This window comes from Cupriavidus sp. 86D6 (assembly GCF_057815095.1).
In genome coordinates, this window is record NZ_JBYPSB010000007.1 from 40,892 (window position 1) to 66,807 (window position 25,916).

Annotated in this window: 21 protein-coding genes and 3 pseudogenes; 10 read left to right on the top strand and 14 right to left on the bottom strand. The window is 60.1% G+C overall.

The window, feature by feature from the left end:
- Positions 1–5: 5 nt before the first annotated feature.
- Positions 6–1,925 carry a hybrid sensor histidine kinase/response regulator gene (locus AC3G88_RS17850; protein ID WP_488893725.1) on the bottom strand — a complete coding sequence of 640 codons (1,920 nt, stop codon included), beginning with the start codon at positions 1,923–1,925 and terminating at the stop codon, positions 6–8.
- A 183-nt stretch (positions 1,926–2,108) separates the two neighbouring features.
- On the opposite strand from AC3G88_RS17850, the gene AC3G88_RS17855 reads away from it, so the two are divergent.
- Together AC3G88_RS17855 and AC3G88_RS17860 are read left to right on the top strand one after the other, a co-directional pair.
- On the top strand, positions 2,109–2,564 hold the full coding sequence (locus AC3G88_RS17855; RefSeq protein WP_488893726.1) for a DUF2934 domain-containing protein: 456 nt from the start codon (positions 2,109–2,111) through the stop codon (positions 2,562–2,564).
- Between the two features lie 285 nt (positions 2,565–2,849).
- Positions 2,850–3,476, top strand: a complete 627-nt coding sequence (locus tag AC3G88_RS17860; protein ID WP_488893727.1) for a tyrosine-type recombinase/integrase — start codon at positions 2,850–2,852, stop codon at positions 3,474–3,476.
- Between the two features lie 185 nt (positions 3,477–3,661).
- Here AC3G88_RS17860 and AC3G88_RS17865 read toward each other — a convergent pair whose 3' ends face one another.
- Genes AC3G88_RS17865 through AC3G88_RS17880 form a run of 4 tightly spaced genes read right to left on the bottom strand, consistent with a single transcriptional unit; the run spans position 3,662 to position 7,493 of the window.
- Positions 3,662–4,663 (bottom strand): NADP-dependent oxidoreductase, encoded by a 1,002-nt coding sequence (locus AC3G88_RS17865; protein WP_488893728.1) that lies wholly within the window; start codon positions 4,661–4,663, stop codon positions 3,662–3,664.
- The gene (locus AC3G88_RS17870; protein WP_488893729.1) at positions 4,644–5,534 is read right to left on the bottom strand and encodes an alpha/beta fold hydrolase; all 891 of its coding nucleotides are present in this window, start codon (positions 5,532–5,534) and stop codon (positions 4,644–4,646) included. The genes AC3G88_RS17865 and AC3G88_RS17870 overlap by 20 nt, the downstream gene beginning before the upstream one ends.
- 37 nt (positions 5,535–5,571) lie before the next feature.
- Positions 5,572–6,360: an SDR family NAD(P)-dependent oxidoreductase gene (locus AC3G88_RS17875; protein WP_488893730.1), complete on the bottom strand. Its 789-nt coding sequence runs from the start codon at positions 6,358–6,360 to the stop codon at positions 5,572–5,574.
- A gap of 50 nt (positions 6,361–6,410) precedes the next feature.
- A complete protein-coding gene (locus tag AC3G88_RS17880; protein ID WP_488893731.1) occupies positions 6,411–7,493 on the bottom strand; it encodes an alkene reductase in 1,083 nt (360 codons plus the stop codon).
- A 131-nt stretch (positions 7,494–7,624) separates the two neighbouring features.
- Between AC3G88_RS17880 and AC3G88_RS17885 the strand changes: the two genes are divergently transcribed.
- Complete coding sequence (locus AC3G88_RS17885) at positions 7,625–8,191, top strand: TetR/AcrR family transcriptional regulator (protein WP_488893732.1); 567 nt, start codon at positions 7,625–7,627, stop codon at positions 8,189–8,191.
- Positions 8,192–8,545: 354 nt separating this feature from the next.
- Here the strand turns inward: AC3G88_RS17885 and AC3G88_RS17890 are convergent, their stop codons facing one another.
- Positions 8,546–10,255, bottom strand: coding sequence for a tannase/feruloyl esterase family alpha/beta hydrolase (locus AC3G88_RS17890; RefSeq protein ID WP_488893733.1), 1,710 nt, complete (start codon positions 10,253–10,255; stop codon positions 8,546–8,548).
- 353 nt (positions 10,256–10,608) lie between these two features.
- Here AC3G88_RS17890 and AC3G88_RS17895 point away from each other — a divergent pair.
- Positions 10,609–11,032 (top strand): annotated as a pseudogene (locus AC3G88_RS17895) (AMP-binding enzyme); the annotation flags it as partial.
- Positions 11,033–11,224: 192 nt separating this feature from the next.
- Here AC3G88_RS17895 and AC3G88_RS17900 read toward each other — a convergent pair.
- Positions 11,225–12,145 carry a LysR substrate-binding domain-containing protein gene (locus tag AC3G88_RS17900; RefSeq protein WP_488893734.1) on the bottom strand — a complete coding sequence of 307 codons (921 nt, stop codon included), beginning with the start codon at positions 12,143–12,145 and terminating at the stop codon, positions 11,225–11,227.
- Positions 12,146–12,385: 240 nt separating this feature from the next.
- Here AC3G88_RS17900 and AC3G88_RS17905 point away from each other — a divergent pair, with 240 nt between their 5' ends.
- The 4 genes from AC3G88_RS17905 to AC3G88_RS17920 all read left to right on the top strand — a co-directional run bounded on the left by AC3G88_RS17905 (position 12,386) and on the right by AC3G88_RS17920 (position 16,886).
- Entirely contained in the window at positions 12,386–12,799 is a 414-nt protein-coding gene (locus AC3G88_RS17905; RefSeq protein WP_488893735.1) for a YybH family protein, read from the top strand.
- 656 nt (positions 12,800–13,455) lie between these two features.
- Positions 13,456–14,094 carry a TetR/AcrR family transcriptional regulator gene (locus tag AC3G88_RS17910; protein ID WP_488893736.1) on the top strand — a complete coding sequence of 213 codons (639 nt, stop codon included), beginning with the start codon at positions 13,456–13,458 and terminating at the stop codon, positions 14,092–14,094.
- A 253-nt stretch (positions 14,095–14,347) separates the two neighbouring features.
- On the top strand, positions 14,348–16,039 hold the full coding sequence (locus AC3G88_RS17915; protein WP_488893737.1) for an AMP-binding protein: 1,692 nt from the start codon (positions 14,348–14,350) through the stop codon (positions 16,037–16,039).
- Positions 16,040–16,133: 94 nt separating this feature from the next.
- A complete protein-coding gene (locus AC3G88_RS17920; RefSeq protein WP_488893738.1) occupies positions 16,134–16,886 on the top strand; it encodes a Crp/Fnr family transcriptional regulator in 753 nt (250 codons plus the stop codon).
- Between the two features lie 66 nt (positions 16,887–16,952).
- Here AC3G88_RS17920 and AC3G88_RS17925 read toward each other — a convergent pair whose 3' ends face one another.
- From AC3G88_RS17925 to AC3G88_RS17940, 4 genes and pseudogenes are all read right to left on the bottom strand, one after another.
- On the bottom strand, positions 16,953–18,155 hold the full coding sequence (locus AC3G88_RS17925; RefSeq protein ID WP_488893739.1) for an acetyl-CoA C-acyltransferase: 1,203 nt from the start codon (positions 18,153–18,155) through the stop codon (positions 16,953–16,955).
- A 7-nt stretch (positions 18,156–18,162) separates the two neighbouring features.
- Positions 18,163–18,921 (bottom strand): SDR family NAD(P)-dependent oxidoreductase, encoded by a 759-nt coding sequence (locus tag AC3G88_RS17930; protein ID WP_488893740.1) that lies wholly within the window; start codon positions 18,919–18,921, stop codon positions 18,163–18,165.
- Between the two features lie 19 nt (positions 18,922–18,940).
- A pseudogene (locus AC3G88_RS17935) lies at positions 18,941–20,312 on the bottom strand (MFS transporter).
- Positions 20,313–20,356: 44 nt separating this feature from the next.
- Positions 20,357–21,079, bottom strand: coding sequence for a nitroreductase (locus tag AC3G88_RS17940; RefSeq protein WP_488893763.1), 723 nt, complete (start codon positions 21,077–21,079; stop codon positions 20,357–20,359).
- 245 nt (positions 21,080–21,324) lie between these two features.
- On the opposite strand from AC3G88_RS17940, the gene AC3G88_RS17945 reads away from it, so the two are divergent.
- Both AC3G88_RS17945 and AC3G88_RS17950 read left to right on the top strand, forming a co-directional pair.
- Complete coding sequence (locus tag AC3G88_RS17945; RefSeq protein ID WP_488893741.1) at positions 21,325–22,983, top strand: acyl-CoA synthetase; 1,659 nt, start codon at positions 21,325–21,327, stop codon at positions 22,981–22,983.
- Positions 22,984–23,003: 20 nt separating this feature from the next.
- Positions 23,004–23,771, top strand: coding sequence for an enoyl-CoA hydratase (locus AC3G88_RS17950; RefSeq protein ID WP_488893742.1), 768 nt, complete (start codon positions 23,004–23,006; stop codon positions 23,769–23,771).
- A 162-nt stretch (positions 23,772–23,933) separates the two neighbouring features.
- Here AC3G88_RS17950 and istB read toward each other — a convergent pair whose 3' ends face one another.
- From istB to AC3G88_RS17965, 3 genes and pseudogenes are all read right to left on the bottom strand, one after another.
- Positions 23,934–24,749 carry an IS21-like element helper ATPase IstB gene (gene istB, locus AC3G88_RS17955; protein WP_488893743.1) on the bottom strand — a complete coding sequence of 272 codons (816 nt, stop codon included), beginning with the start codon at positions 24,747–24,749 and terminating at the stop codon, positions 23,934–23,936.
- Positions 24,746–25,477: pseudogene (gene istA / locus AC3G88_RS17960) on the bottom strand (IS21 family transposase); the annotation flags it as partial. The gene istB and the pseudogene istA, both read right to left, overlap by 4 nt.
- 15 nt (positions 25,478–25,492) lie before the next feature.
- Complete coding sequence (locus tag AC3G88_RS17965; RefSeq protein WP_488893744.1) at positions 25,493–25,756, bottom strand: helix-turn-helix domain-containing protein; 264 nt, start codon at positions 25,754–25,756, stop codon at positions 25,493–25,495.
- Between the last annotated feature and the right edge of the window lie 160 nt (positions 25,757–25,916).

A 25,916-nucleotide genomic window follows, 5' to 3' on the forward strand; every position in this document is an offset into this window, starting at 1 on the left:
CGGTGCTACGTCGCCATGCCCAGCGCCCGGACGAGATCGGCGAGCCGGTACGGCTTGTGGATAAACGTAAAGTCGCTGAGATTGCCGTGCTGCGCCTTCAGGGCGGGAAGAGGATAGCCCGAGGCAAGCACAATCCTGATGTCCGGACGAAGGCCGCGCGTCGATCGCGCGAGCTGGATGCCATCGATCCCATGCGGCATCACCACATCGGTGAACAGGACGCGGATGTCGTCGCGCCGGCTCAACACATTCATCGCCTCGGACCCGTTGCTGGCAGTCAGCACCTCGTAACCGAGGCTGCGGAAAAGCTCAGCCGTCGCATCCAGCAGATCCGGCTCGTCCTCGACCAGCAGCACCGTATCCAGCGCCCGGCCCGCTAACGTGTCAGCGTCGCCTGATGCGTCCTTCGCTACCGGCAGGTACATGCTGACGACCGTGCCCCGGCCGGGTTCGCTATCGATCCGCACGTCGCCGCCAGACTGCGCAATGAAACCGTACACCTGGCTCAGGCCAAGGCCGCTGCCCTTGCCCACTTCCCGGGTGGTAAAGAATGGCTCGAAAGCACGCGCTACAACCTCGGGCGGCATTCCCGAGCCGGTGTCCGCGACGGACACCCGGACATACGGACCGGCCGCGAGCGCCCCCACCATTTCATCGCCGAGTTCGACGTTCTCCACGCCGATGACGATTTTTCCGCCTTCGGGCATGGCGTCGCGTGCATTGACGACGAGGTTAAGCAACGCCGCCTCGAACCGGGCTGTGTCGAGCAGGACAGGCTGGGGGTGGGGTTCCTGCCTGACCTCAAGTCCGATTGCGCCGTTGGTGGCCCGCCGGAGCACCGCTTCAAAGCCGCGGATCGCCGCGTTCACATTACATTTTTCGGCCTTGAGCGGCTGCTGGCGGGCGAATGACAGCAGCTGCTGTATCATCGTCGCACCGCGGGCGACCGCGCGCTGCATCGTTTCCAGCATCCTGATATCGGCGTGTTCATGCAACCGCAGCGACAGCACATCGAGGCCGTTTGACATGACCGCCAGCAGGTTGTTGAAATCGTGGGCGACGCCGCCCGTCAGCTGACCCAGCGATTCCATCTTCTGTGCCTGATACAGCGCGGCACTGGCGCGCTCCAGCGCCTCAGCCGCCTTTTTGCGCTCGGTCATGTCGCGTGTCACCTTCGCAAACCCGACGAGCCTGCCTGCTTCATCGTGGATGGCATCGACCACCACATGTGCCCAGAAACGGCTGCCGTCCTTGCGTACCCGCCAGCCTTCCCGCTCGCACCGGCCCTCCGTACGGGCTATGGCCAGCGTCTGGGCAGGCAGACCGCCGGCGCGGTCTTCTTCCGTGTAGAAACAGGAGAAATGTCTTCCCACAATTTCATCACGCGAATACCCCTTGATACGCTCGGCGCCGGCATTCCAGTTGGTCACCTCGCCGTTCGGCGAAAGCATGTAGATGGCGTAGTCGGTCACCCCCTGCACCAGCAGGCTGAAGCGCTGCTCGCTTTCACGCAACGCTTCCTGGGCCGCCTTTCGCTCGGTGATGTCGCGTGTGATCTTGGCGAACCCGACGAGCTTGCCGGAATCGTCGCGCAGCGGATCGATGACCACGCTCGCCCAGAACTGGCTGCCGTCCTTTCGTACCCGCCAGCCTTCGTCCTCGAATTTTCCTTCGTCCTGGGCCGTTCGCAGCGCAAGGGCCGGCCGACCGGCAATCCGTTCACTTTCAGGGTAAAAAACGGAAAAGTGCTGGCCGATGATCTCGCTGGCAGCGTACCCCTTGAAGCGTTGCGCCCCGGCATTCCAGGTCTTGATGAACCCTTCCGGATCCAGCATGAAAATTGCGTAGTCCCTGACGCCGGCCACGAGGAACTGGAAGGACTGTTCGCCAGATAATTCTCCGGGCTTCTGTATGTAACCGCTCATGATGTTTGCATCGCAATACCTGTTGGCCGTTCGTCCGGTGAGTTGCAGAGGCCCATGCTGCCTGCAGGTGACAGATGGTGTGAGCAAAAGCCGTGCCCATGCAATGGCATGCCAGGCCGCAGCGTACCCCACTACCAGCCTGTGCCAGGCTGAACAGCCGGTTGGTCATCTGGCGAAGCAATCATGACTGAGCGACTGGTTGACGTGACAGACAGCCGCGGCGCGGTGCTGCACACCTACCCGATTACGCTGGATGGCTCGGTTGACGCTCCCGACGCCGCCGCATGTCAGGCCAAGGCGTTGGAAGCGGCGGCGCACAGCCGGCTCGTCCCGGATGCTGAGCTTGGCACCCTGACGGCCAGGATGCACACGGCCCGGGGCGGGCAGATGGCCCCCTATGGCGATGACCTTGAGAAAAATTCGGAAACGAAAGTCGGCCTGGACCAGGCCGTTCGGGAACGCGCTTACCTGCTATGGGAGGAAGACGGGCGCCCTGATGGACGTACGGAAGAGTACTGGCATCGCGCGCTCGACCAGCATCTTCGCGAGCGGGCCTATGTTTTGTGGCAGCAGGAAGGCAGTCCCGAAGGGCGACAGGATGGATATTGGCGCCGGCTGGTCGATTTCCAGGCGCAATGACCCGCGCTCACCCGCCTCATGAGTTCCAGGCTGGGTTTGCTTTTTGCTGCTTCGCGAGTGCATGCCTGTCATGCGCAGGTCAAGGGCCGATGGGGCGCAAGTTGCAAAGCCGTCCTGTATCGGTAAAGAGTACTAAATTCATGATCTCCACGGGCGGCCTGCTGCGGCCGCTTTTGAGCGCCGTGGCGACATTCGAAGAAACTAACTGAGGGGCTGAAACGGGTCGGACAGCGACCGTTGCCAAAAGCGCAAACTGGATCTCCCTTCACCTGAAAGGAGATCGCCATGGGCACCCAAAACTCTCCTGCCGCACCTCGCGCACCTTGGAACAAGGGAAAGATCACGGGTCAGAAGCCGCCATTGAAGCTCAAGGAAATTTGGGCGATTCGAACTACGCTGCAGATGTCCGCGAACGTGCGCGAGCTGGCGCTGTTTAACCTGGCAATCGACAGCAAGCTCCGAGCTTGCGATCTAACTCGACTGCTGGTCCAAGACATATGCCAAGGCGGTCACGTGGCCGCGCGCGCAACAGTGACGCAGCAAAAGACCCATCGACCGGTGCAGTTCGAGATCACCGTGCAGACACGCGAGAGCGTTGATGCCTGGATTCGACTACACGGCCTGCGTCCCTCAGACTATCTGTTCCCGAGCCGGCTTCACGCCTCCCCCCATCTTTCGACGCGACAGTACGCCCGACTCGTTCACCGATGGGTCGCTTCGATCGGGCTCGATGATTCGGTCTACGGAACACACACCATGCGGCGAACGAAGGCTTCGTTGATTTACCGGCGGACGAAGAATCTGCGCGCCGTGCAGTTGCTCCTCGGACACTCGAAGATCGAGAGCACGGTGAGATACCTGGGCATCGAGGTCGACGATGCCCTCGAAATGGCGGAGCAAACTGAAGTTTGATGAGATCTCGGCCCGCGAGCGGGCGCTTGCCGGCCAACAAGCGTCATTCGCTCTCTTTTTTGCTCGGACACTCGGGCGTCGGCTCTGCCCCTTGACCGGCCATCCGGTTCTCTATGAGACTAAACCTAGTCACCCGCCTCTTCAATCGCGAGGGCAAGCTCCTGCACAGTCAACCGCTCGGCCGCTCACTTGATCTTCACGACGACCTTGCCTTTCGCGCGTCCCTGGGCCAAGTATTCAAGCGCTACCTTCGCTTGCTCGAATGGAAAAACCTTGTCGATCACCGGACGAATGTGCTCGGACTCGAGGAGCCCTCCAATTTCGGCCAGTTGGGCGCCGTCGGGACGCACGAATAGAAACGAGTAAGTGACGGCCTGCTTTCTTGCAAGCCGCATGATCTTCCGGCTCATCAAGCCGAACACGAACGCCAAAAAGAAGTTCAGGCGTCGTGCGCGTGCGAAGGCGGCGTCCAATGGACCGATGAGCGAGACAATTTTGCTCCCTGGCTTGAGAATGCGGACGGCTTTCTCGATCGAGTCGCCCCGCAGTGTACCGAGCACCACGTCGTAGCCGCGCAACACTTTTTCGAATTCCTCCTTCTTATAATCAACCACCTCGTCTGCACCCAGCGTGGTGACCAGTTGGACATTGCCCGTGCTAGTGGTCGTTCCTACCCTGGTGCCAAGGTACTTTGCCAGCTGGATCGCGAAGGTGCCGATACCGCCTGCCCCCGCAGGGATGAATACCTTCTGGCCAGCTCGAACATTTGCGCGCTCCTTCAATGCTTGCCACGAGGTGAGGCCGACCATCGGAACGGAGGCGGCCTGCACAAAGTCGAGCTTGGCCGGCTTCAGTGCAGCAACGCTTTCCGGCACCGCCGCGAATTCAGCGATCGAGCCTCTGCCCAGATCGAAGAGGCTGGCAAAAACGGCATCGCCCGGCTTGAAACGCGTCACGCGGCTGCCAACTTCAACCACCACGCCGGCAATATCGCTGCCCAGCGTGGCCGGTAATTTGAACTTCAGGACAGGTTTGAACGTTCCCGCCGGAATCATGTTGTCGATTGGGTTCAATCCCGCCGCGTGGACCTGCACCAGCAACTCATCAGCCTTTAACGTGGGGCGCGGAACGTCGGCGAATCCGATCTCAGGTGACTTGCCATAGCGTTTAAATGTGAGTGCTTTCATGTTGCTCTAATTCCAATCGGGGTGTTGCCAAGAACGCCAGCGCCGTCGACACGAAGTCGGCGTGGTATTGAAAGATGCCACCGTGCCCGGCGTCCTCGTAAATGACTAGCTGCGCTTGGGGAATGCGGCGGGCCATGTCGCGACTCAGCGTCGTAGGCACCATGACGTCGCTGTCGCCATTGGCGATCAGGACCGGCATGCGCAGGCCGGCGAGATCTTGGGGCACCTGCTCGCCCCATGCCTTGATCGCCTTGAGCTGGCGCCAGAACGCGCGAGGTGTCGGTCCTTTGTCGCGATCGGCGTGGCGCTCTTTCAGTCTTTTCAGGAAGGCGCTTGCCGCCTGCCGGCCCCGGGCCATAGCGGTGAAGAAGAGATAGGTCTTGGGGTCACGGAGCCTCAGCAGGCCCTTGAGTATCAGCGGCCACGACACCGCACCCACACGATCGATGCCCTGCCCCCCCGCGGGGCCCGTGCCGGTAAGGATGAGCTTGCGCACCAGGGTAGGCGCCTTCAGGGCCACGTCCTGCGCCACGAAGCCGCCAAGTGAAAAACCGAGCAGATTTACTTGATCGAAACCCATCGCGCGGATTACCGCGATAGTGTCGCGCGCCATCTCGTCGACGGTCACCGGCGCGGTGCCGCCGGATAAACCGATTCCCCGATAGTCGAGGGCAACCACGTGATGCTCACTAGCCAGGCCATCTACGATGCGCGGGTCGAAGTTGTCCAGCACCGCGCCCCAGTGGTTGAGCAGGACCAGCGGGGTACCGCCATGCGGTCCCAGTTCGCGATAAGCGAACGTGGTTCCGCCCGCCGTTACGAGTCTGGTCTGAACGTGGATATAAGACGCCTGCAGCGCTTTGAAGGTCATGGTCGATTCTCGTCGGGCGCCCCAGTTATTGTGGCGGTCACGCTTCCGGCCGATACCGTTCAGCCGCCTGGGCTTGCCGAATGTCCGACATGAGCCCTTGACGCGCGCCATCCAATGCGTTCCAGCGTGCAGCCACGTGAAGTGGCGGGATAGTCACGAGTTCGCGGCGATCGAAGCCGACCAGTGCCGCATCAACCAGTTCGCCGACTTCCATCACTTCGGGAAGCGTATTGACGTCGATGCCGGCGCGTCCCCATATTTCCGTGCGAGTCGCTGCGGGGAGCACCGCCTGCACGTAGACGCCGCTGGGCGACAACTCGAGGTTCAACCCCTGGGACAGGAACAGCACAAACGCCTTGGTGGCGCCGTAAATCGACATGCCGAACTCGGGCGCGAAGCCTACCACCGAGCCGATGTTGATGATTGCGCCGGTACCCGATTCCAGGAAGCGCGGAGCGGCCGCGGCTGCAAGCCGCGTCAGCGCCGTGGTATTGAGCGTGATCAGGCGTTCAATGCCCTCGGCCGTCTGGTGCACGAAGCCGCCAGACTGAGCCATCCCGGCGTTGTTGACCAGGATGCCTATGCGAGCATCCTCGCGCAGACGAGTCTCAACCGCGGCAAGGTCGGTGGGCTGGGTAAGGTCGGCCTGCAGTACTTCCACGGTCACCTCACTTTCTTCACGCAGCCGCGCTGCCAGCGTATCGAGGCGCGCCTTGTCGCGTGCAACCAGCACAAGGTCGTGGCCGCGGCGGGCGAAGCGCTCGGCGTAGGTGGCGCCGATGCCGGAGGAGGCGCCGGTGACGAGAACGGTCGGAAGTGTGGTCATGAACAGATTCCTTTTAAAGCCGGTCCGGATGCGGACGCAATGTGCGCGCCTCAGGCGGTGATAGACGGGTAATCGGTGTAGCCCTCAGCGCCGCCACCATAGAGCGTGGCGAAGTCCGGCTGGGCCAGCGGGGCGCCGGTCTTCAGGCGTTTGACCAGGTCGGGGTTGCTGATGAAGGCACGGCCGAAGGCGAACAGGTCTGCCTTGCCCTCGTTGAGCCTGGCGGTGGCGAGTTCAAGGTCGTAGCCGTTGTTGGCCAGGTAGGTTTGCCTGAAGCGGCGGCGCAGCGCGCCATAGTCAAACGGTGCGACATCGCGCGGGCCCCCGGTCGCCCCCTCGACCACATGCAGGTAGACGATGCCAAGCGCGCTGAGCTGCCCGGCGATGTAATCGTACTGCGGCTGAGGGGCGCTGCTCGAAATGCCATTTGCCGGTGACACAGGCGAGATGCGCACACCGGTCCGGTCGGCTCCGATTTCTGCCACCACTGCCGCAACGACTTCCAACAACAGGCGCGCACGATTCTCGATCGTGCCGCCGTAGGCGTCAGAGCGCTGGTTGGCCCCATCTTTGATGAATTGCTCCAACAGGTAGCCGTTGGCACCGTGGATCTCTACGCCGTCGAAGCCTGCGGCCATTGCATTAGCCGCGGCTTGACGAAAGTCGCCAACAATGCCCGGCAGTTCGTTGAGTTCGAGGGCGCGCGGCTGGGACACGTCGACAAAACCGTTGTTGACAAAGGTCTTCGTCGCCGCGCGGATGGCCGAAGGCGCGACCGGTGCAGCGCCGTCAGGCTGGACATCGACGTGCGAAACACGGCCGACGTGCCAGAGTTGCGCGAAGATGCGTCCCCCCTTGGCATGCACAGCCTCGGTGACCTTGCGCCAACCGGCGATTTGCTCGGGCGTGTACAGGCCCGGGGTGTCCTGATAGCCCTGAGCCTGGGCCGACACCTGAGTGGCCTCCGTGATGATCAGACCAGCCGAGGCGCGCTGGGCGTAATAAGTGGCGGCCAGTTCGCTGGGCACTAGCCCCGCGCCTGCGCGGTTGCGTGTCAGCGGTGCCATGACAAAACGATTGGCAAGTGTCAGGCGCCCAAGGGCGTAGGGCTCGAAAAGCGTCTTGTCGGTCATGTTGCGTCAGCCTCTGGTGTTTGGAAATGCATTCAATGATGACGAGCATAATCTTAGCTGTCAAGGTTTTGATGATGATTGACATCAATGTACAATAGGCCTTTCACACATGAACCCACCGTGGTCAGGAAATGAAGATCACCAAGGCACAGGCACAGGCCAATCGAGAGCACGTTGTGGAGACGGCGTCCAAGATGTTTCGAGAACGTGGCTACGATGGGGTTGGCGTTGCCGACCTTATGGCCGCCGCCGGCTTCACCCACGGCGGCTTTTACAGACAGTTCGGCTCCAAGGCCGACCTGATGGCGGAATCGGCGGCCTGCGGTATCGCGCAGACCGTATCGCTGAGCGCGGGTGTGGACGCGCCTACGTTTGTGCGGTACTACCTTTCTCGCGAGCACCGCGACACCCGTGCCACAGGGTGCACGATGGCCGCACTGGGGGGAGATGCCGCGCGCCAGCCGGAAGCAGTTCGTACCGCGTTTGCGGCCGGTATTGAGAGTCTCCTGGCTGTACTGAGTGCCGAGAGCAGTGCGCTGGACGGTTTGGACGCAAGCCAGGCGCGAGCAAAGTCCCTCGACGTACTCGCGCATGCGGTCGGTGCCATTGTCATGTCGCGTGCTTGCCCGGACGATTCGCCGCTGGCCGACGAAATACTTGCGGTTTGCCGCGACGAGATCCTCGCTTCACTGAGCTGAGCGTGTTCTCGACGGAACGCACCTGTTGAGCCAGATGTCGAGGTTGCTCGCCTTATCTATCACCGAGCACTTGCGACGGTTTTCAGCTTTGTAGTCGCCTCATCCGAATTCCCTGCTCGCCGCCGGCTAACCGAGGAAGCGCTCGCGACCTTCCTTTGAGTCACCGGGGCGGTGGGAGAGCGCAATTTATGCCGAACATTCCCGCTGATCGCAGATAGATTACCGCGACACTTTGGGCTGGTGGTCTTTTGGATGTGCTGCCAGCCTCGTGTTGTGTCGGCCGGCAGCGCAAGCGGAATAAAGTTGTGAAGTGATCTGATCCGCCCATGACAATGTCGTCACGGGCAGCAGATATTAATTGGAGCAGATATAGCTTGATGCGGCGTTCACGTCCCCGCTGACGTACTTTGGCCACTGGGGGTAGTCACACAGAGGACGCGTGCGTCCCGCAGTGGGCGGGTTCAAGTCGGTAGCGACGAGATTCTGCGGAGCTATGCCTTTCGTAACCCAGTTGTCCAACGCAGTCAGCCCATCATATGCCGCTTCAAACTGCCCACCGGTGCCATGTGCCGCCCCGGGAACCAGATAGAACTTGAGGAATGACGACAACGCATTCTGCCCATAGTTCGCCAGCAATCGGTCGTAGTAGTCAATCGACATCTGCGCCGGAATGAACTGGTCGGATTGCCCATGTTGGAGGATCACCTTCCCACCTCGGTTCCTGAAGTTGTCCAGGTTGACGCTCGTGGAATCCGTCATTTGGCTTACCGTCTGAGTTCTAGCGGTGAGCACCCCTGGATCCGTGAAGTTGAAGGACATTAGATCAAGCGAGGGATCCCTTGCAATTGCGTATCGCAAGAGGCCGTTCGAAAATGCATAGAAGAACGACAACTGTCCGAACTGTCCGGGTGAAGCTGTCGCGGGATCCAGTACAGCGTCGGCGGCAGAGTCACCCAGCGGCGACAAAAAGCCACTCCAGAAATCGGCGCCCGCGAGGATGTTGTAGGCGGGAATGCTCTGAATACCGTTTGCAAAATTGAAGCTCGTCTTCAGCGGCGTGGCAAGGTACTTGACCGTGCTGAGCTGCGGGTCTGACAGGCAAGTGTCGCCTGTGTCGGTGCCCCCGGGGCATCGCACAATAGTCGGATCGAACGTGCAAAGACTGGGATTGCTGATTAGGCCGTCAGTCGCGCCGTCTAGGCTGTCACAGGCCGACATCACAGCCTTCCTGAGCACAGCTCCCTTGTTTGCATTGATGAATCCGCCTGGGGCAAGTGATGCCTGAGAGATTCGCCCCATTTGAAAGGCCAGGCCCATGAATTCGGATGCAGGAAACGTGGAAATGATGCCGTCGTACTCCGAGGCGTACTTCTGCGCGGCGATGAGTGCCTGGCGACCGCCGCCTGAACCGCCGATGTAGTAGCTGTGCGCAAACGTGGCTCCGTAGCGCTGCCTGGTCAAAAACACAGCGACATCATGCGTCTTCTTGATGTGCTCGCCAGCATAGTTTGCCAACGCCTCATCGTTCTGACCAAATCGGCCGTCCGCAGCGTTATTTCCTTGATGCCCGCCGTCGCTTGCAAGCGTCACGTATCCGCGCGCCAGCGGGGTTAAAACGCCCTTCGATTCGCCGTAGAGCGTGAGGCTGGTGAGTGTGAAGCCTGTTGTGTCCGGCACAGATCCATCAAGCCCACCGCCACCGAAGTGAACCGATTTCCCGTTCCACTTGGACGGCAAGTCCACTTCGAACTTGATGTTCGGCGCGGTCGGGTCCACGGGATGAACCACGCCCAAAACCTTGCAGAACTCACCATTCGTATTTCCCGACGCGGTCGCTGCTATCAGCGTGGCGGACGAGATTGTGGCGCCAGTGGTTGGCAGACCGATTGCGGAGGCTGGTATGGTTGAACCTTGGAGCGCCGCACACTGCTGTGCTGGCGTCAGTTGAGGGGTGGCATCGGCTACGACAGAGTCGCTGCCTCCTCCACAGCCCACGACGAGCAGGGCTGATATCGTTGCCAGAGCAGGTGCAAGCCACTGCTGCCTAACTTTGGTGAACTTCATGACGTTGTCTCCTCGCTGACTGCGGGACTTTTGCTTGTCCACGAGTCGCTTTTCGTTAGTGGATGGTTCTATGAGGTACGCCGTCGCTGACGAGCTAGCCGCTCAAGAGACTTGTGCCAGCAGGGCGCCTCGACAACGACCATACAAGTCCCCGCTGCTGAAGATTGTCTTGCGCAAGACGATTCGAGATTGGCAGTGCATCTGTTCGAAGATGTCGGGCTAGCGTAGCCGTATCAGGCTTAGACAACGGCTTCCTGTACAAAAACGGTTGTGCGAACTGGCGGCCGTTGGACTTCAGGAATGCCGCGCGGGCTCTGCTGTCTTGCCGCTTTCGGCATGGTTCCCGCTGTCAGCCGGACGGCTATATCCAGATTACGGACCGTTCAAAGGACCGTCATCATCTCTGGGGGAGAGAACCTTTCTTCGGTTGAAGCCGAAAATGTCCTGCACCAGCACCCGGCTGTGCTGATCGCGGCGGTAGTCGCTCAGCCAGACGCAAAGTGGAGGGAATCACCTTGCGCGTTCCTTGAACCCCGGCGTGGCCCCACCGGACTAGGCCGAGACATCAGGCCCACTAGAAGCGCCCGGCGAGGGTCATCTACCGGCCACTTCCAAAGACTGGTACGGGGAAGAGACCGGGCGACCGCCTTTTGCGGCGGAGATCATGCTCCGTATCCCTTTCTCGGCGGGGCGGCCCGTTCGATCAATCCAACCAAGTCAGACCAGTGCACAACCTGGTTCATCTGTTCAGAAATTCACGCTTCCGCGTCCCTTTGGTGACGAGTTCGAATCCCGTGCGTCCAGCGCTGTCGCGCATCAGAGTCATGGAGGACCGCTGAATGGGGTACTTCTTGTATTGAACGGTAGAGTGATGCGCCGTGTTGGTCGCGAACGCCGGACAGGCGCCGTCTACGGCACTTGAACGGATGCGCAGAAGCAAATTGGAATGTCGGGTTTCCGCGAGCTCCATCAAGGCGACGGAGAGGATAGTCGCTCGACCAGGAAGTCGATGTATGCCCTGACGGCGGGCGTCATGCCCCGCCGTGTCGGAAAGACTGCGTGCATGAGCAGGTCTTGTGCGGACCAGTTAGGCAACACTCGCACCAAAGCGCCCTTGTCAATGGCTGGCTGGCATGCCAGCTCCGGCACCAAGGCAATGCCAAGCCCGTCAACAAGGGCTCGCTCCATGACAGCCCAACTGCTGCACATAAGACGTGGCCTCATCCAAATCTCACGCTCCTCGCCCCCGGGACCTATCAATTCCAATCGCTGCGACGCGGTCGAATCTGTCAGGCTCAGAATGGACAGGCCCGGCAGTGCGTCCGGATCGTCAAATGCGCCGGCTGATGCGAGGTAGGCTGGGCTGCATACAAGGAAACGTCGACCGACAAGGAGTGCGCGAGTAATGAGGGACTCATCCATATTGACCATACGTCTAAGTCGAAGTGCGACATCGATACCCTCGCCGACCAGATCGACTGCCCGATCTGTGGAGATAAGCTGGAGTTGTACACCGGGATGAGCCCTCGCAAACTCTGGTAAATGGCGAGCCAGATACAGCTCCAACGCCAACGGGGGGCAGCTTGCCCTTACGAGGCCCACAGGGGCAGCAGAAGCGAGATCAATTACATTCTGCGCAGCTTCTGCTGCCCGTACAAGTTCGCGACAGTGCTCCACGAAGCGCGCGCCCACATCGGTGAGCTGCATCCTTCGGGTAGTCCTTTGCAAAAGAAGTACGCCCAGCCGTTTCTCGAGAGACTGAACGCGGGAACTTAAGGTTGACTTGGGAACTTCCAAGATCCTGCTCGCGGCGGAAAAGCCGCCGTACTCGACCACTTTAGAAAAAAAGTACAGGTCATTGAAGTCTTGAAGAGCTTGCTCACGCCTCATGTTCGCCTTTCGAATCCAGTAGCCTATTGTCCGCGCGCCTGAACGGTCTGTCCCGGCAAAACGGACTTATCGGGAATCTCTTTAATTTTTATGCTGTTCATTCCATCAGCTAACCCAAAGGTTGATCAAATGAACGCTTCCATATTTCCACGGAAGCCCGCATTCCTCTTGCCCGTCTTGGCCATCGGCATGGCAGGCGTGGCACTTACTTCCCTCGCAGCATCGGACAGGAGCTCCAATATGAATTCTTCTTTCGTTTCAGATTCGGCCGACGATAGAGCGGCCGTCCAGGCTTTCCCGGCGGAATATTTCAGTGCGCTCCACGACAGGAACATTGACGCCGTGCTCGCGCTCTATAGCAAGGATGGCGAACTGAGTGCGCCACTCATGCCGCCGGCTGCAGGTGAACCGGCCTTGCGCACTACGTACGAGAATCTATTCAAAGCAGTTCAATTCAACGTGACGTACAAAGTCGAGGCCGTGACGATCATGTCACCTACATGGGCTCTTGTCCGCACAAGTACCACTGGGACCGCCGTTACTCTGGCAACCGGTGAAGCTCGGCCTGCAGGTTTTCAGGAATTGTTTGTCCTCCGAAAGGAAGACGACGGCAAGTGGCGTATTGCGAGGTATATGACCACGCCGACCATTTGAGGCACTCGGTCCAGGAGATATCGGCCAATTGCGTCCATATGAATGTCTCCTTAGTGTGGGGTTTGCAAACTAACCGGCGCATCTTCGCGTAGGCACAATCGGTCACGGCCGTCCTTCGCGCACGGAGGACACGCCGGCTCTCACTTGCTCCAGTGTTGGGAGGGACGCTACCGAAAAACGGAACGCAAGAATGTCGTGCGCAAGACAGTGGCTGTGACTTCTCAAAAACCCGGCCCACGGCGTGCGCAGACGCCAATCCGCGTCAATTGTCGTGAGTGAGACAATGTTTGCGAGCACGCCGCGTTATCGTAAGCCTCGGGGGCCAGGCATGCGCTAGCGGGCTGGAGTGCAAACGCAGCGCGGCTCCTTGCTGGAACACTGCCCGGTTCCATAGGTCTCCAGACCTATTTCGCCCGGCGCTAGGGTTAGCGCCGGGCATCTTCTATTCGAGGCGGAAAGAACGATTTCTTCCACCCAGTCCCAGATGCTCGAAGTGGACGTTCGCGGCTCCTCCATCGAAAGTCTGGCCGTTCGGCCACCATTTCCGGCTGTGCCCTGTACTGCTCCACCGTCGCCGAGCTGGACTACCGTGGCATAATGTTTAGCGTTACGGCTAGCATGAGTACCAGCCTTGTATATGGCGGCCACAGGATGACATGGAAGATATTGTGAATCCTTCTCGCGTGCGCATCCGACGCCGCGGCGCTGACAAGCATCCCTTGATCTTGCAAGCGGCGCGCGAGCTCGTGGCCCAATCGGGCTTTCGCGAAGCGCAGATGACCGTCATTGCGGATGCTGCGGGCATCGCAATCGGAACGCTTTATCGGTATTTCCCCTCCAAGACCGAACTCATGGTCGAGGTCGTCAAGTCGACCGCGCAACGTGAGGTGGACGTCGTCGCCGGCATTGCCATGCGCGATGGGTCTGCCTGCGAAAAGCTTGGTGCCGCCGCATGGACGTTTGCCAGTCGTGCGCTGCGTGGCCGAAGACTCGCTCACGCGCTCGTCGCGGAACCTGTAGAGCCCGATGTGGAGTCTGCCCGCCTGACATACCACCGCGCACTCTCCCGCGTCTTCAAGACAATCATTGAACAGGGCGTGGAAAACCAAGAGTTTCCACCGCAGAATGCCGCCGCGTCGGCCGATTGCATTGTCGGCTGCCTGTTCGAAGGCCTTGTCGCGCCGCTGAGCAATGGCGCCGCCGATTCGTCAACGTCCATGAGTTCGCATGCCACGGCAATCATCACGTTCTGCCTTCGCGGGGTCGCTGGGCGCATGCTCAGCTTTCCGCCCTAAAGTTAGCCCGGTCCTCAGCCGCCTGCGCCCCGCTATTCGGATCCAGAATCCCCGTTCCACTTAAGGAAACCGGCAAGCGCAAAAAATGTATTTTCCGCACGTTTTCCAAGCCGAACCGCATCTCCATGTTAGTACTTTCCCTGTAGGCATAAGCCTTGACAGGCGGGCGAGCACAACTTAGCCTTAAGTGAAATCAAGATTCACTTAAGGCCGGCGACGAGACCGACGCCCAGTCGAGCATGGAGACACCCTCATGAGTACGTTAGAGCTCAATTTGGAGCTGCATCGCCGGGTTGCCTCACTGGTTTCGGAATACTCGGCGCCATCGGCGTGTCTCGCGTGGCTACTGTGCGACCGCCACCCGGCCGAAACCGTGGCCTATGACGTCATCGATGACCAAGGAAACACGGAGCGCCTGACGTATGGCGACCTGAAACGACGTTCCGAAGCCTTTGCGGCAGGGCTCACGAGCATCGGCATCCGAGCTGGGGATCGAGTCGCGACGCTGGCGGGAAAGAGTGCGGAATACCTGATTGGGCTCGTCGGCATCTGGCGCCTCGGCGCGGTTCACGTTCCGCTATTTACAGCGTTTGCGCCGCCCGCCATTGCACAGCGACTAGCCGGCAGCAAGGCAAAAGTCGCGATTTGTGACGCCGCCCAGGTTGGCAAGCTCAGCGCAATCGACGGGGACTCTGAGCCCATCGCTGTGACCGACCTGATTGTCATTGGTGGCGATGGGACGTCGCCTGGCAACTGGCAGGTCCATAAATTCGACGATCTCGCAGCCGAAGGGCGTTCGAACGTACCTTCCGCGGTCTTGGGCGGAGACGCACCGTTTATTCATATCTACACGTCCGGAACCACGGGCAAGCCCAAGGGGGTAATTGTCCCCATCCGTGCCATTGCCGCGTTCCGAGCATACATCGAATTCGGCATTGGATTGCTTCCAACCGACGTGTACTGGTGCGCTGCAGACCCAGGCTGGGCCTATGGACTGTACTTCGGCGTTCTCGGCTCGCTAAGTACCGGGGTCCATAGCCTGCTTCTCAAAGGTGGCTTCGACGCTGCGGCTACTTACCGCATCCTCGCAGAGCGAAACGTCACGAATTTCGCAGCCGCTCCGACCGTCTACCGGTCCCTCATGTGCTCGGAGGCTGCACCGCCGCAAGTTCTGAAGCTGCGCTGCGCGTCCAGTGCTGGCGAGCCGCTCACGCCCGATGTGAACGAATGGGCTAAGTCGGCATTGGGAGCGCTCGTCTTTGACCACTATGGCCAAACCGAGGCCGGCATGCTCATTAACAACCACCACGATCCTCGACTCGCACGGGAGATCCGACCTGGATCGATGGGTATCGCCATGCCTGGATGGAAGGCTGTGGTGCTAGACCGCAGTGAAGACATTGAACTACCGACTGGAGAGGTCGGACGTGTCGCCTTCAATGTCGCGGAGAGCCCGCTTGCGTGGTTTCACGGCTATGACGCAGCTCCGGAAAAGAGCGCGGAGAAGTTTTCCGCAGACCGCAGATACTACCTTTCCGGCGACCTTGGCAAGATGGACGCCGAAGGCGGCTTCTATTTTTCCGCGCGAGAGGACGATGTCATCATCATGGCCGGTTATCGCATCGGACCATTTGAGGTTGAGTCTGTGATTGCCGCCCATCCGGCAGTCGCGGAATGCGCCGTCATCGCCGCTCCCGATAAGATCCGGGGAGAAGTGATTGAGGCGTATGTCGTCCTGCGACCGGCATTCGCGCCGAGCTCAGCAATGGCCGAGGAGATCCAGCAGTGGGTCAAGACTCGCTATGCCGCCCACGCCTATCCACGGCAGGTGCATTTCGCCCCCGAACTCCCGAAGACCCCTAGTGGAAAAATCCAACGATTCGTGTTGCGTGCCGCACGGAACGACGAACCGGCCAATTCCGCTACTGGCACAAAAGAACGCTGACGCCCGTATCGACGCCATCAACGCGCACAGTCAGTCCGATTTGCCCGTCAGACCGTGACGACTGCCGCCAAGCGGCAACCGAAGAGATTTACACATGCAAACGCTATCCCACGACTTCAGGGGCCAAGTCACCCCTCGACTGTCCGTCTCCGAGCGCATTTCGCGTTCGAGCCTGGCGTCATTCTTCGAGAGTTCCGCCTGGTTCGACCATCTCACCCCTCAGGAGAAATCGCGCGTCATGGCCGATTCTTTTGAAAAGCATTTCGTCGCGGGCGGTACCGCTTGCCACCGGGGTGCGCCAGCCGACCATTGGCTCGGCGTAGTCGAGGGCATCGTCAAGGTCGATACGGCGTCGTCATGCGGGAGAGCTATTACGTTCGCCGGCGTTCCCGCAGGCGCATGGTTTGGCGAGGGCGCCGTACTGAAGAATGAGCCGCGGCAATATTCTGTTGTGGCACTGAAGGACAGCCGGGTTGCCTATGTTTCGAAGGCCACCTTTCATTGGCTACTGGAACACAATCACACGTTTAGCCGCTATGTCATCGATCAACTCAACGCGCGTTGCGGCTACTACGTTGGGCTGGTGCATAACCTGAGGCTCCACGAAGCGGCAGGCCGCGTGGCCTTCTGCCTTGCCGAACTGTTTCACCGTCAGCTCTATCCTGTGACAGACCGAACCTTGGGACTGTCCCAGGAAGAAATCGGACGGCTCTCCGGCCTGTCCCGCCAGAACACCAATCGAGCGCTCCGCGAACTCGCGGACGCCGGCATGATCGCCATGGAATACGGCGCCATCCATATCCTGAATCTCGAAGGACTCCGACAATTCGCTCACATGGGCGATTGATCAAACAATTGCAGCTAACCTGGCCGCATTGCATCCGGACAAGGAGGATGCAATGCGGCTTTCTTCTTACACGATCTCAACGGCTACGGCCGTGGCTTCACCACCGCCGATACACAGGCTTGCAATGCCTCGGTGGCCACCGGTCTTGCGAAGCGCACCAATAAGCGTGACCAGGATTCGCGCACCCGATGCGCCAATGGGATGACCCAGCGCACATGCCCCGCCGTGGATATTGACCTTCGCCCGGTCTAGCTGCAGGTCTTGCACGGCGGCCATGGCAACGACGGCAAACGCCTCGTTAATTTCCCAAAGATCGACCTCGGATGCGGCCCATCCCAATCCGTCAAGAAGCTTCCGGATCGCGCCAATCGGCGCGGTAGTGAACGTCGCCGGAGTCTGTGCGTGCGTCGCATGGCCCATGATCCTCGCAACCGGCTGCAGTTGCATCTTGTCGGCAATGGACTGCCGGGTAAGGACCATCGCTGCCGCCCCGTCCGAGATCGAACTCGAAGTGGCGGCCGTCACCGTCCCGTCTTTATTGAAAGCCGGCTTCAAGGTGGGCACACGATTCAGATCAGCCTTCAAGGGCTGTTCATCACGCGTTACCGACACCGGCCCCTTCCGTGTATCGACGGAAATCGGCACCGTCTCCCACGCGAAACTACCCGCGTCGATCGCAGCCTGCGCACGCAGGGTCGACATCACCGCCCATTCGTCCTGCGCCTCCCGCGTGAAGCCATACATCGCAGCGCAATCCTCGGCGAACGTGCCCATCAGGCGCCCGCGCGTGTCGTCGCTGTAGTGGTCCTCAAGTCCGTCCAGGAACATATGGTCCATGACCTTGCCATGGCCGAGCCGATAGCCAGCTCTCGCTTTCGGCAGCAGGTAGGGCGCATTCGACATGGACTCCATGCCGCCAGCGACCATGATGTCATTACTGTTTGCCAGCAGCAGATCGTGGGCCAACATGACCGCCTTCATCCCGGATCCACAAACCTTGCTGATGGTGGTGCTGGGCGTAGAGAGCTCCAGCCCACCACGAATACCGGCCTGCCGGGTGGGCGCCTGTCCAATGCCCGCCGGTAGGACGCAACCCATGAGCAGTTCCTGAATGCATGACGGAGTCACGCCGGCCCGCTCCACAGCCGCACGGATGGCCGTCCCGCCCAGCTCCGGCGCCGTCAAGGATGACAGCTCGCCCTGAAACCCGCCGATAGGCGTGCGCGCCGCCGAAAGTACCACGATAGGGTCGTTTGTCGCGTTTAACATGAATCCCTCACTTCGCTGCCATACGAATGGCGCCGTCCAGTCGAATCACCTCACCATTAAGGTACGAATTGCCGATAACGTGCCGCACAAGATCTGCAAACTCCTGCGGCCTGCCCATGCGCTGGGGAAACGGTACGGATGCTCCCAGCGATTTCTGCACCTCCTCGGGCATCGCGAGCAACATAGGCGTGCCCATGATCCCCGGTGCAATAGTTACCACCCGCACACCGAATCGCGCCAGTTCGCGCGCCAGCGGCAGTGTCATTGCCACGACAGCGCCCTTGGAGGCGGCATATGCGCATTGACCGACCTGGCCGTCGAAGGCTGCAACGGACGCCGTATTAACGATGACGCCCCGTTCGCCGTCAGCCGACGGTTGCTGCTCTGCCATCAGTGCCGCCCCAAGGCGAAGGACGTTAAACGTGCCTGCAACATTGATCTGAAGCGTGCGGCTGAACGATGCCAGGCCATGTACGCCGTTCTTGCCAATCACCTTTTCAGCAGGAGCAACGCCAGCACAGTTGACGAGGCCACGCAACGGTCCGAGCGCAGCAGCGAAATCGAACACCTCCTTAACGCTATCCTCGTTAGTGATATCGGCCCTGACAAAGACACCGCCAGTCTTGCGCGCGACGTCCTGTCCGTTGTTCGAATCGAGGTCGACGATAACGACCTTCGCCCCCTGCTCAGCGAGTGCTGTAGCGGTAGCAGCACCGAGGCCAGAGCCGGCCCCGGTCACCACAAATACGTTGTCCTGAATCTGCATGTCTAGGGAAATATCCGGTTCAGCGGTTGGTGGATGGGTGCACGTCGAGCGAGGAAAGTGAACCTTCCTGCGGGGGTTGCACGGATGCGCTTTGGCGGTGGTCGATGAGCATGACCGCCAGGGTCCCGACCAGGCCGGCAAAGCCGATGGCCAAGAAATTCTGTTCAAGTGGAAGCTTCATTGCCACGAGTGCGCCGATGAGCACGGGTGCCGCGATGGCGCCGAGGCGGCCAATGCCCGAGGCGAAGCCCACGCCGGTCGAACGGATGGAGCCCCGGGTAGAACTCCCCTGCGTAGGCATAGGCAAGCAACTGCGTGCCGAGCGTTGAGGCGCCGACGACGAACACGAGCACGAACAACAGTTCGGTCACCTTCGTATACCCCATCAGCGAAAGCGACACCGCACCCGTGGCGTAGAACACCACCAGCACGTGTTTGATATTAAAACGGTCACCCAGCCAGCCCCCGCCGATCGCACCACATACGGCACCAATGTTGAACACCAGTACAAAGTTCAGAGCCGAGCCGAGGCTGTAGCCGGACATCGCCATGAGCTTCGTCAACCACGAGCTGAGCGAATAGACCATGAAGAGGCCGGTAAAGAAGGCCACCCAGATCATCAGTGTGCTAAGGGCGCGTCCGCGGGCGAAAAGCGCCGCGACCGGGGCGTTGGAAGCCATCGCCTCCTGGGGCAAAACCAGACGATCACTTGGCGAAATCTGCAGCTCAGGGGCAAGCTTGCGAACGACAGCACGAAGTGCGTCATTCCGCTGCTTCCTTGCGAGAAACGCCATGGATTCCGGCATGGTCCACAAGATGAATGGGATGAAAAGCACCGGCAGCCCGGCAACGAAGAACACTGCCTGCCAGCCGTATGCTTCAATCAGCCCCTTACCAGTCAGAGCGACCAGAATTCCGCCGATCGAATACCCCGCGAACACAATGGTGACGAGCCGAGCTCGGATCTTGCTGGGTGCGAACTCTCCCATCTGGGCCGTCACGACAGGCAGCACGCCCCCAATACCTAGGCCTGCCAGGAAACGCGTGACACTGAAGCTGATCGGTTCAGTCGTCAGACCTGCGGCAGCGGTAAAGACGCTGAACAAGGCAACGCACAAGCAAATGGACAACTTGCGGCCGATCTTGTCGGCGAGCGTGCCCAGATAGATTGCGCCAAACATCATGCCGAACAGTGCAGAACTCGCCATGAAGCCTGCCTTCGTTGCGTCGACTCCCATCTGCTTCATGATCGACGGCAGTGCCGCACCCACTACCGCCAGATCGTAGCCATCCAGCACGAGGATCATTACGCACCAGAAGAGAATCGTCCGGTGAAAGCCGGAGAACTTGGCTGCGTCAGCCACCTTTTGAACGTCAATTTCTTTTGTCATCGTCTCCTCCATTCTTGATGGATCAAATCATTTTTGAACTGCAGTCATTCGTTGTGAAACGTCGTAAAGCTTGAGGCGGGTTCGCGCTCTGATGCCAGTGAGTTCTCGATGCGCTCCTCGTCGGCATATCCGAGACTCATCCCGACCACGAACTTCTCCTGGGCACCCATTGCCAGCTCCTGTTCGATGATCCGGTGGTACTTCATGAACGCAGCCTGAGGACAAGTACTCAGGCCGTAGGTGCGCGCCACGATCATGATGTTTTGCAGGAACATCCCGTAGTCCAGGAGGCTCCCCTCGTTCATCACGCGGTCCACCGTGAAAAATAGGCCGACAGGCGCATCAAAGAAGCGGTAGTTGCGGCCGTGCTGTGTGTGCATGCGGGCCTTGTCGCCCTTTTCGATGCCAAGCAGGCTGTAGAGCTTCCAACCCACCGCGCGACGGCGATCGAGATAGGGAGCCGTCCATTCAACCGGGTAATACGCCCACTCGTCGCCGTGCTCCGCGGCAAGTGCCGGATCGTCATCCACGGTCCGAATCGCGGTGCAGACTCTGTCCTTGGCGGCACCCATCAGCACGTGCACCTTCCAGGGCTGTATATTCACGCCGCTCGCAGCAAACCGAGCGGTATTCAGGATCGCCTCGACGACGTCAGCGGGTACGGGCTGCGGGAGGAAGGCGCGGACGCTACGGCGCGTCGTAATCGCCCATTCGACCGCGCCACGCACCGCAGGAAGCTCATCAGGAGGGGGACTCAATCTGTTCAGGTTCACGCTAACGCTCTCTACTCAAAATGGCTGCAACAGCCTTTCGGGTAAGAGACTAGGATTCGCGCTGAACGGGTACTGTCACATAGCCGACAATTCCGGGTTATTCCTGCTGTCGACGCCGAACGTGTCAGCACTGTCCTGTGCAAGACAGTGTCGCAACAGGAATCGACTTACTTTGCGGGTTCCATGTGTGCGCGTATCGCAGTACTCATAGAACTTATAGAACTCGGTAGGAGACAGTCGTGAGCAACAACATTTACGAAATCGGCCTGGAGCGCAATAACGCCAACCACGTGCCATTGACCCCACTGCACTTCTTGGACCGCTGCGCGGAGCAGTATCCGGACAGGGATGCCATTGTTCATGGCAACTTCCGCCAGCCCTGGAGCACGACCAGGGAGCGCTGTCGCCGCCTTGCGAGCGCTCTTGTCAAGCTCGGCATCGGAAAAGGCGACACCGTGTCGATCCTCGCGCCCAACACTCCGGCAATGGTGGAAGCCCATCATGGCATCCCGCTGAGCGGTGCGGTACTAAACGCAATCAACTGCCGGCTCGATGCCGACGGCGTGCGCTTCATCCTCAAACACGGCGAAGCCAAGGTCCTGTTGGTGGACCGGGAATTTTCCTCTCTGGTGACAGCCGCCCTTGAGGGGCTCGACAATCCTCCGCTGATCATCGATATCGTCGATACATTGGCGCCTGAAGGTGATCTTATCGGCGAGTTGGAATATGAGCAGTTCCTCCGGCAAGGCGATGCCGATTTCCCGGGAATCTATCCGAAGGACGAATGGGATGCCATTGCGCTCAACTACACCTCCGGAACGACCTCCGATCCCAAGGGGGTCGTCCCGAGCCATCGTGGTGCATATCTGATGAGCCTGCTGCAACTTACGGACTGGGGCATGCCGCGCGGGCCGAAGTACCTGTGGACGCTGCCGCTCTTCCATGCCAATGGCTGGTGCTTCGCTTGGGCCATCACTGCGGCGGCGGGCACGCATGTGTGTCTGCGCAAGGTGACGGCGGCAAACATCTTCCAGGCAATCGACGCACACGCGGTGGACCATTTTTGCGCGGCGCCTATTGTGCTCGCCTCTCTCGCGAACGCGACCGAAGAGGAGCGCCGAGCGTTTTCGCATCCCGTTCGCATCCGTACGGCGGGCTCGCCGCCCCCCGCCACGGTGCTAAAGGCCGTAGGCGAGATGGGCTTCGATGTCGAGCACGTTTATGGGATCACGGAGGCTTCCGGCACGCCGGTCAGTTCATACGCCAACCCCGCATGGAACGCCATGTCGCCGGACGGCAAGGCGCGGCTGATGGCTCGACAAGGCAATCGTGCCGCCGCTCTCGAGGGGCTATATGTTGCCGATCCCGACACCATGCGCGCCGTCCCTTGGGATGGCCGGACGCAAGGCGAACTCCTGCTGCGAGGCAACATCGTCATGAAGGGTTACCTGAAGAATCCCGAAGCTACCGAACGTGCCTTCGCAGGCGGATGGTTTCACACTGGCGACGTGGCTGTCGTCCACCCCGACGGGTACATCCAGATTACCGACCGCTCCAAGGACGTCATCATCTCAGGCGGGGAGAACATTTCTTCTGTAGAAGTGGAGGATGTCCTCCATCAACACCCGGCCGTCCTGATCGCGGCGGTCGTCGCCCAGCCCCATCCGAAATGGGGCGAATCGCCCTGTGCCTTCATCGAACTCAAGGATGGCTGCGCCGCGCCATCAGAGGCCGAAGTCATTGCATTTTGCCGAGAGCGCTTGGCGCACTACAAGTGCCCGGTACGCGTTGTCTATGGAGCGCTACCCAAAACAGGCACCGGAAAGATCCAGAAATTTCGCCTGCGTGAGATGGCCGGCAGCCGCGAAGCCATCACCGACCTGGCAGGCTCACGCTAACCCATCTGCCGCACTGAACTATGATTGACTGCATTATTGACGGGCATACCGCACTGGTGTCGCTGAAGCGCCCTCCGGTCAACGCCTTCAACATTGAGAGCCTCGTCGCCCTCGACGCGTTGATCGGCCGGCTGAACGCCAATGTCGAAGTCCGGGCAATTGTAATCACCGGCGAAGGGAAGTTCTTCAGCGCAGGTGCAGACCTCAAGGAGATCGCCACTGGCGATCCCAATCACCCCCGACGCGTCGCCCAGCACTTTGGGCGCGCCTTCGAAGCACTCCAGAACGCTAGGCCTGTAGTCATTGCCGCGATCAATGGGTATGCCCTTGGAGGAGGTCTGGAATGTGCGTTGTCATGCGACATCCGCATCGCCGAAGCACACGTCCAGATGGCGCTGCCCGAGAACGCGGTCGGGCTTCTGCCTGCTGGTTGCGGTACCCAGACCTTGCCGGCACTCGTGGGCGAAGGCTGGGCGAAGCGCATGATCCTGTGCAATGAGCGCGTGGATGCCGAAACGGCGTTAAGGATAGGCCTGATTGAAGAGCTCGTGCCAACCGGCACCAGCTTGGAGACCGCGATTGCGCTAGCGCAGCGAGCATCCTCGGTAAGCCCTACCGCGGCCGCAGCCAGCAAGAAGCTTATCCAACTGGCGCGCGAGGGCGTACCGAGAAACGCCGCCTTGGCCATCGAACGCGAACAATTCCTGGGCCTGTTTGATGGCGAGGACCAGAAGGAAGGTGTGGCCGCGTTCCTCGAAAAACGATCGCCCCGTTGGCGTAGCCGTTAGTCTTCGCTACCGTCCCCAACTTTGGAACTCGCCTCGTTCTGAGTCAGGTTCAGACGACCGCTTGGCTCAGTACTTCCGTCACTCTAATCCAATGTGCCGAACGACAAAGGGTTGGGAACGGCCGATTGGAGGCGGATAGCAGTAGTTCGAGCGAATTCGGGGCTATGCGGCGCCCGTTATCTCCGTGCGTGTGCGTCGGGCGCGTGACTCACGGTTAAGCTCCCGCGACAGCTCTGCGTGCTCACGCATGCGATAGCTGTTACCCTTGATGTTCACGAGATGGCAGTGGTGGAGCACTCGGTCAATGAGCGCGGCAGCCATCACTTCATCCCCGAAAACAGCTCCCCATTCTTCGAATCCCTTGTTGGAAGTCAGCACGGTGGAAGCATGTTCATAGCGTCGGCTGATGAGCTGGAAGAACAGCACAGCGCCGCCGTGTGTGATCGGCAGGTAGCCAATCTCGTCGACGACCAGCAACGCCGGATGGGTTAGCACCGTGAGACGACGAAGCAGTTGTCCCGTCGCCTGCGCTTCCTCAGGTGACGAGATCAAGTCGATCAAGGTCCCGTAGTAGACGCGACGGCCCCGCTTGGCTGCGGCGACGGCCAGGCTGATCGCGAGGTGGCTTTTGCCAACGCCAGGAGGGCCAAGCAGGACGACGTTCTCCTTGCGCTCGACAAAGCCGAGCTCGTGCAAGCTCTCAATTTGTTCGCGCTTGATCGATGGCTGAAAGGCGAAATCGAAATCCTCCAGGGTCTTGATAGCAGGGAGCCGGGAAGAGTGCATTGCCGCCATCAGACGGCGGTTGTTACGCAGCTTTATCTGCGCTCCCAGGAGGCGCTGAATTGCTTCAGACGCCGTTAGTTGGCCGCTGTCGACCGCGCTGAGGATCTGGTCGATCGCCTCGAGCGAGCCTGGCATCTTCAGATCCGCCAGCATATCGCGGATAGCTTCGCGCGGTGACCTGGCGGCGCTCATCGTTGATCTCCCGCCAGTCTGCCGTATTCGGTCAGGGAACGCCTCTCCACCCTAGGCAAGTCCGCGGCGGGTATCCGGCAAGTCGGGCGGTCTGACAGGGTTGCCACGCCTCTATACGGTGCTCGTGCCGACGGCTGAAGTAAGGCCAACTCGTCGCGTAGAAAGCGGGCGTCGGGCGCCTCTCCAGTGGTCCGATGTTTCCGCTGGTTGGCTTTGCGCATTACCCACGACAACGCCTGGGTATTCAGATCTGCATCATTGAGGAATTCCCGACCGTAGAAGAAGCTCTGTCGGACATATCTGATGGGCCGCTCCACCTTGCCTTTGGTCCTGGCCCGATACGGGCGACAAGCGCGGATGCGAAAGCCCCAATGACGAGCAAAGCGCGAGAACTCGACGTTCTCTAGCACCCTGCCGCCGGCGCCACGCTGATCGTCGACCACAACGGCCTTCATTTGGTCGAACAGTAGCTCCAAGGGAACGCCACCATGGAAGGCAAAGGCCTCTTCCAGGCCTTGCATGAGCACCTCCATGCTTTGGCGCGGGTAAAACTGAAGCCACATGCGCCGCGAATAGCTCAGCACCACGAACAAGGCGTACCGTTTGCCCCACGGCAGCCGAAACTCGGCGAAATCAACTTGCGCCTGCCGTCCGGGCGGCGTCTCGAAACGCACGACTGGCTCTGGGACCGCACCTGGGCGAATTTGTCGCACGAACTCCTTGACCTGCGAATAACCGCCCTCCTAGCCGGCAGCGCAGATCTCCTCGAACAGCCGCATCGCGGTCAGCCTCGGGTATTCCGCCAAGCGTGCCGTGATGATGCCGCGGAACTTATCAATCTTGTGCGGCACCGGTGGGCGGCACCGGTACCGCAGTGACTCGTTATCCCGTGAGCGATCGAGTTGCCCTGTGTCAATCCAGTAGTAGAGGGTGCGCAGGCTCACGCCCAATTGCCGCGCGATCTCCGTTTTGGACAGGCCTTGTTCCAGATAGTGTCGTAGCAACACGCGTTGTTCCCTCCCGTACATAGGCGGCTCCAAAGGCTCTTTCGGAGCTGCCACCTTGCCCTAGCGTGCAATTTTCGTCCGCCAGTTCTGTGCAATTTACGTCCGCCACCCACACCCTGCCGAATGACAAGGGTGAGAGGCAGTGGATGGGACGTCTGAC

What these genes read in the sequence shown, in the direction of transcription:
- AC3G88_RS17920 (WP_488893738.1), top strand. Translation starts at nt 16,134, where the DNA reads ATGCAAACGCTATCCCACGACTTCAGGGGCCAAGTCACCCCTCGACTG.
- AC3G88_RS17890 (WP_488893733.1), bottom strand. Translation starts at nt 10,255, where the DNA reads ATGAAGTTCACCAAAGTTAGGCAGCAGTGGCTTGCACCTGCTCTGGCA.
- AC3G88_RS17855 (WP_488893726.1), top strand. Translation starts at nt 2,109, where the DNA reads ATGACTGAGCGACTGGTTGACGTGACAGACAGCCGCGGCGCGGTGCTG.
- AC3G88_RS17880 (WP_488893731.1), bottom strand. Translation starts at nt 7,493, where the DNA reads ATGACCGACAAGACGCTTTTCGAGCCCTACGCCCTTGGGCGCCTGACA.
- AC3G88_RS17885 (WP_488893732.1), top strand. Translation starts at nt 7,625, where the DNA reads ATGAAGATCACCAAGGCACAGGCACAGGCCAATCGAGAGCACGTTGTG.
- AC3G88_RS17915 (WP_488893737.1), top strand. Translation starts at nt 14,348, where the DNA reads ATGAGTACGTTAGAGCTCAATTTGGAGCTGCATCGCCGGGTTGCCTCA.
- AC3G88_RS17860 (WP_488893727.1), top strand. Translation starts at nt 2,850, where the DNA reads ATGGGCACCCAAAACTCTCCTGCCGCACCTCGCGCACCTTGGAACAAG.
- istB (WP_488893743.1), bottom strand. Translation starts at nt 24,749, where the DNA reads ATGAGCGCCGCCAGGTCACCGCGCGAAGCTATCCGCGATATGCTGGCG.
- AC3G88_RS17875 (WP_488893730.1), bottom strand. Translation starts at nt 6,360, where the DNA reads ATGACCACACTTCCGACCGTTCTCGTCACCGGCGCCTCCTCCGGCATC.
- AC3G88_RS17950 (WP_488893742.1), top strand. Translation starts at nt 23,004, where the DNA reads ATGATTGACTGCATTATTGACGGGCATACCGCACTGGTGTCGCTGAAG.
- AC3G88_RS17910 (WP_488893736.1), top strand. Translation starts at nt 13,456, where the DNA reads ATGGAAGATATTGTGAATCCTTCTCGCGTGCGCATCCGACGCCGCGGC.
- AC3G88_RS17930 (WP_488893740.1), bottom strand. Translation starts at nt 18,921, where the DNA reads ATGCAGATTCAGGACAACGTATTTGTGGTGACCGGGGCCGGCTCTGGC.
- AC3G88_RS17850 (WP_488893725.1), bottom strand. Translation starts at nt 1,925, where the DNA reads ATGAGCGGTTACATACAGAAGCCCGGAGAATTATCTGGCGAACAGTCC.
- AC3G88_RS17905 (WP_488893735.1), top strand. Translation starts at nt 12,386, where the DNA reads ATGAATTCTTCTTTCGTTTCAGATTCGGCCGACGATAGAGCGGCCGTC.
- AC3G88_RS17865 (WP_488893728.1), bottom strand. Translation starts at nt 4,663, where the DNA reads ATGAAAGCACTCACATTTAAACGCTATGGCAAGTCACCTGAGATCGGA.
- AC3G88_RS17900 (WP_488893734.1), bottom strand. Translation starts at nt 12,145, where the DNA reads ATGAGGCGTGAGCAAGCTCTTCAAGACTTCAATGACCTGTACTTTTTT.
- AC3G88_RS17870 (WP_488893729.1), bottom strand. Translation starts at nt 5,534, where the DNA reads ATGACCTTCAAAGCGCTGCAGGCGTCTTATATCCACGTTCAGACCAGA.
- AC3G88_RS17925 (WP_488893739.1), bottom strand. Translation starts at nt 18,155, where the DNA reads ATGTTAAACGCGACAAACGACCCTATCGTGGTACTTTCGGCGGCGCGC.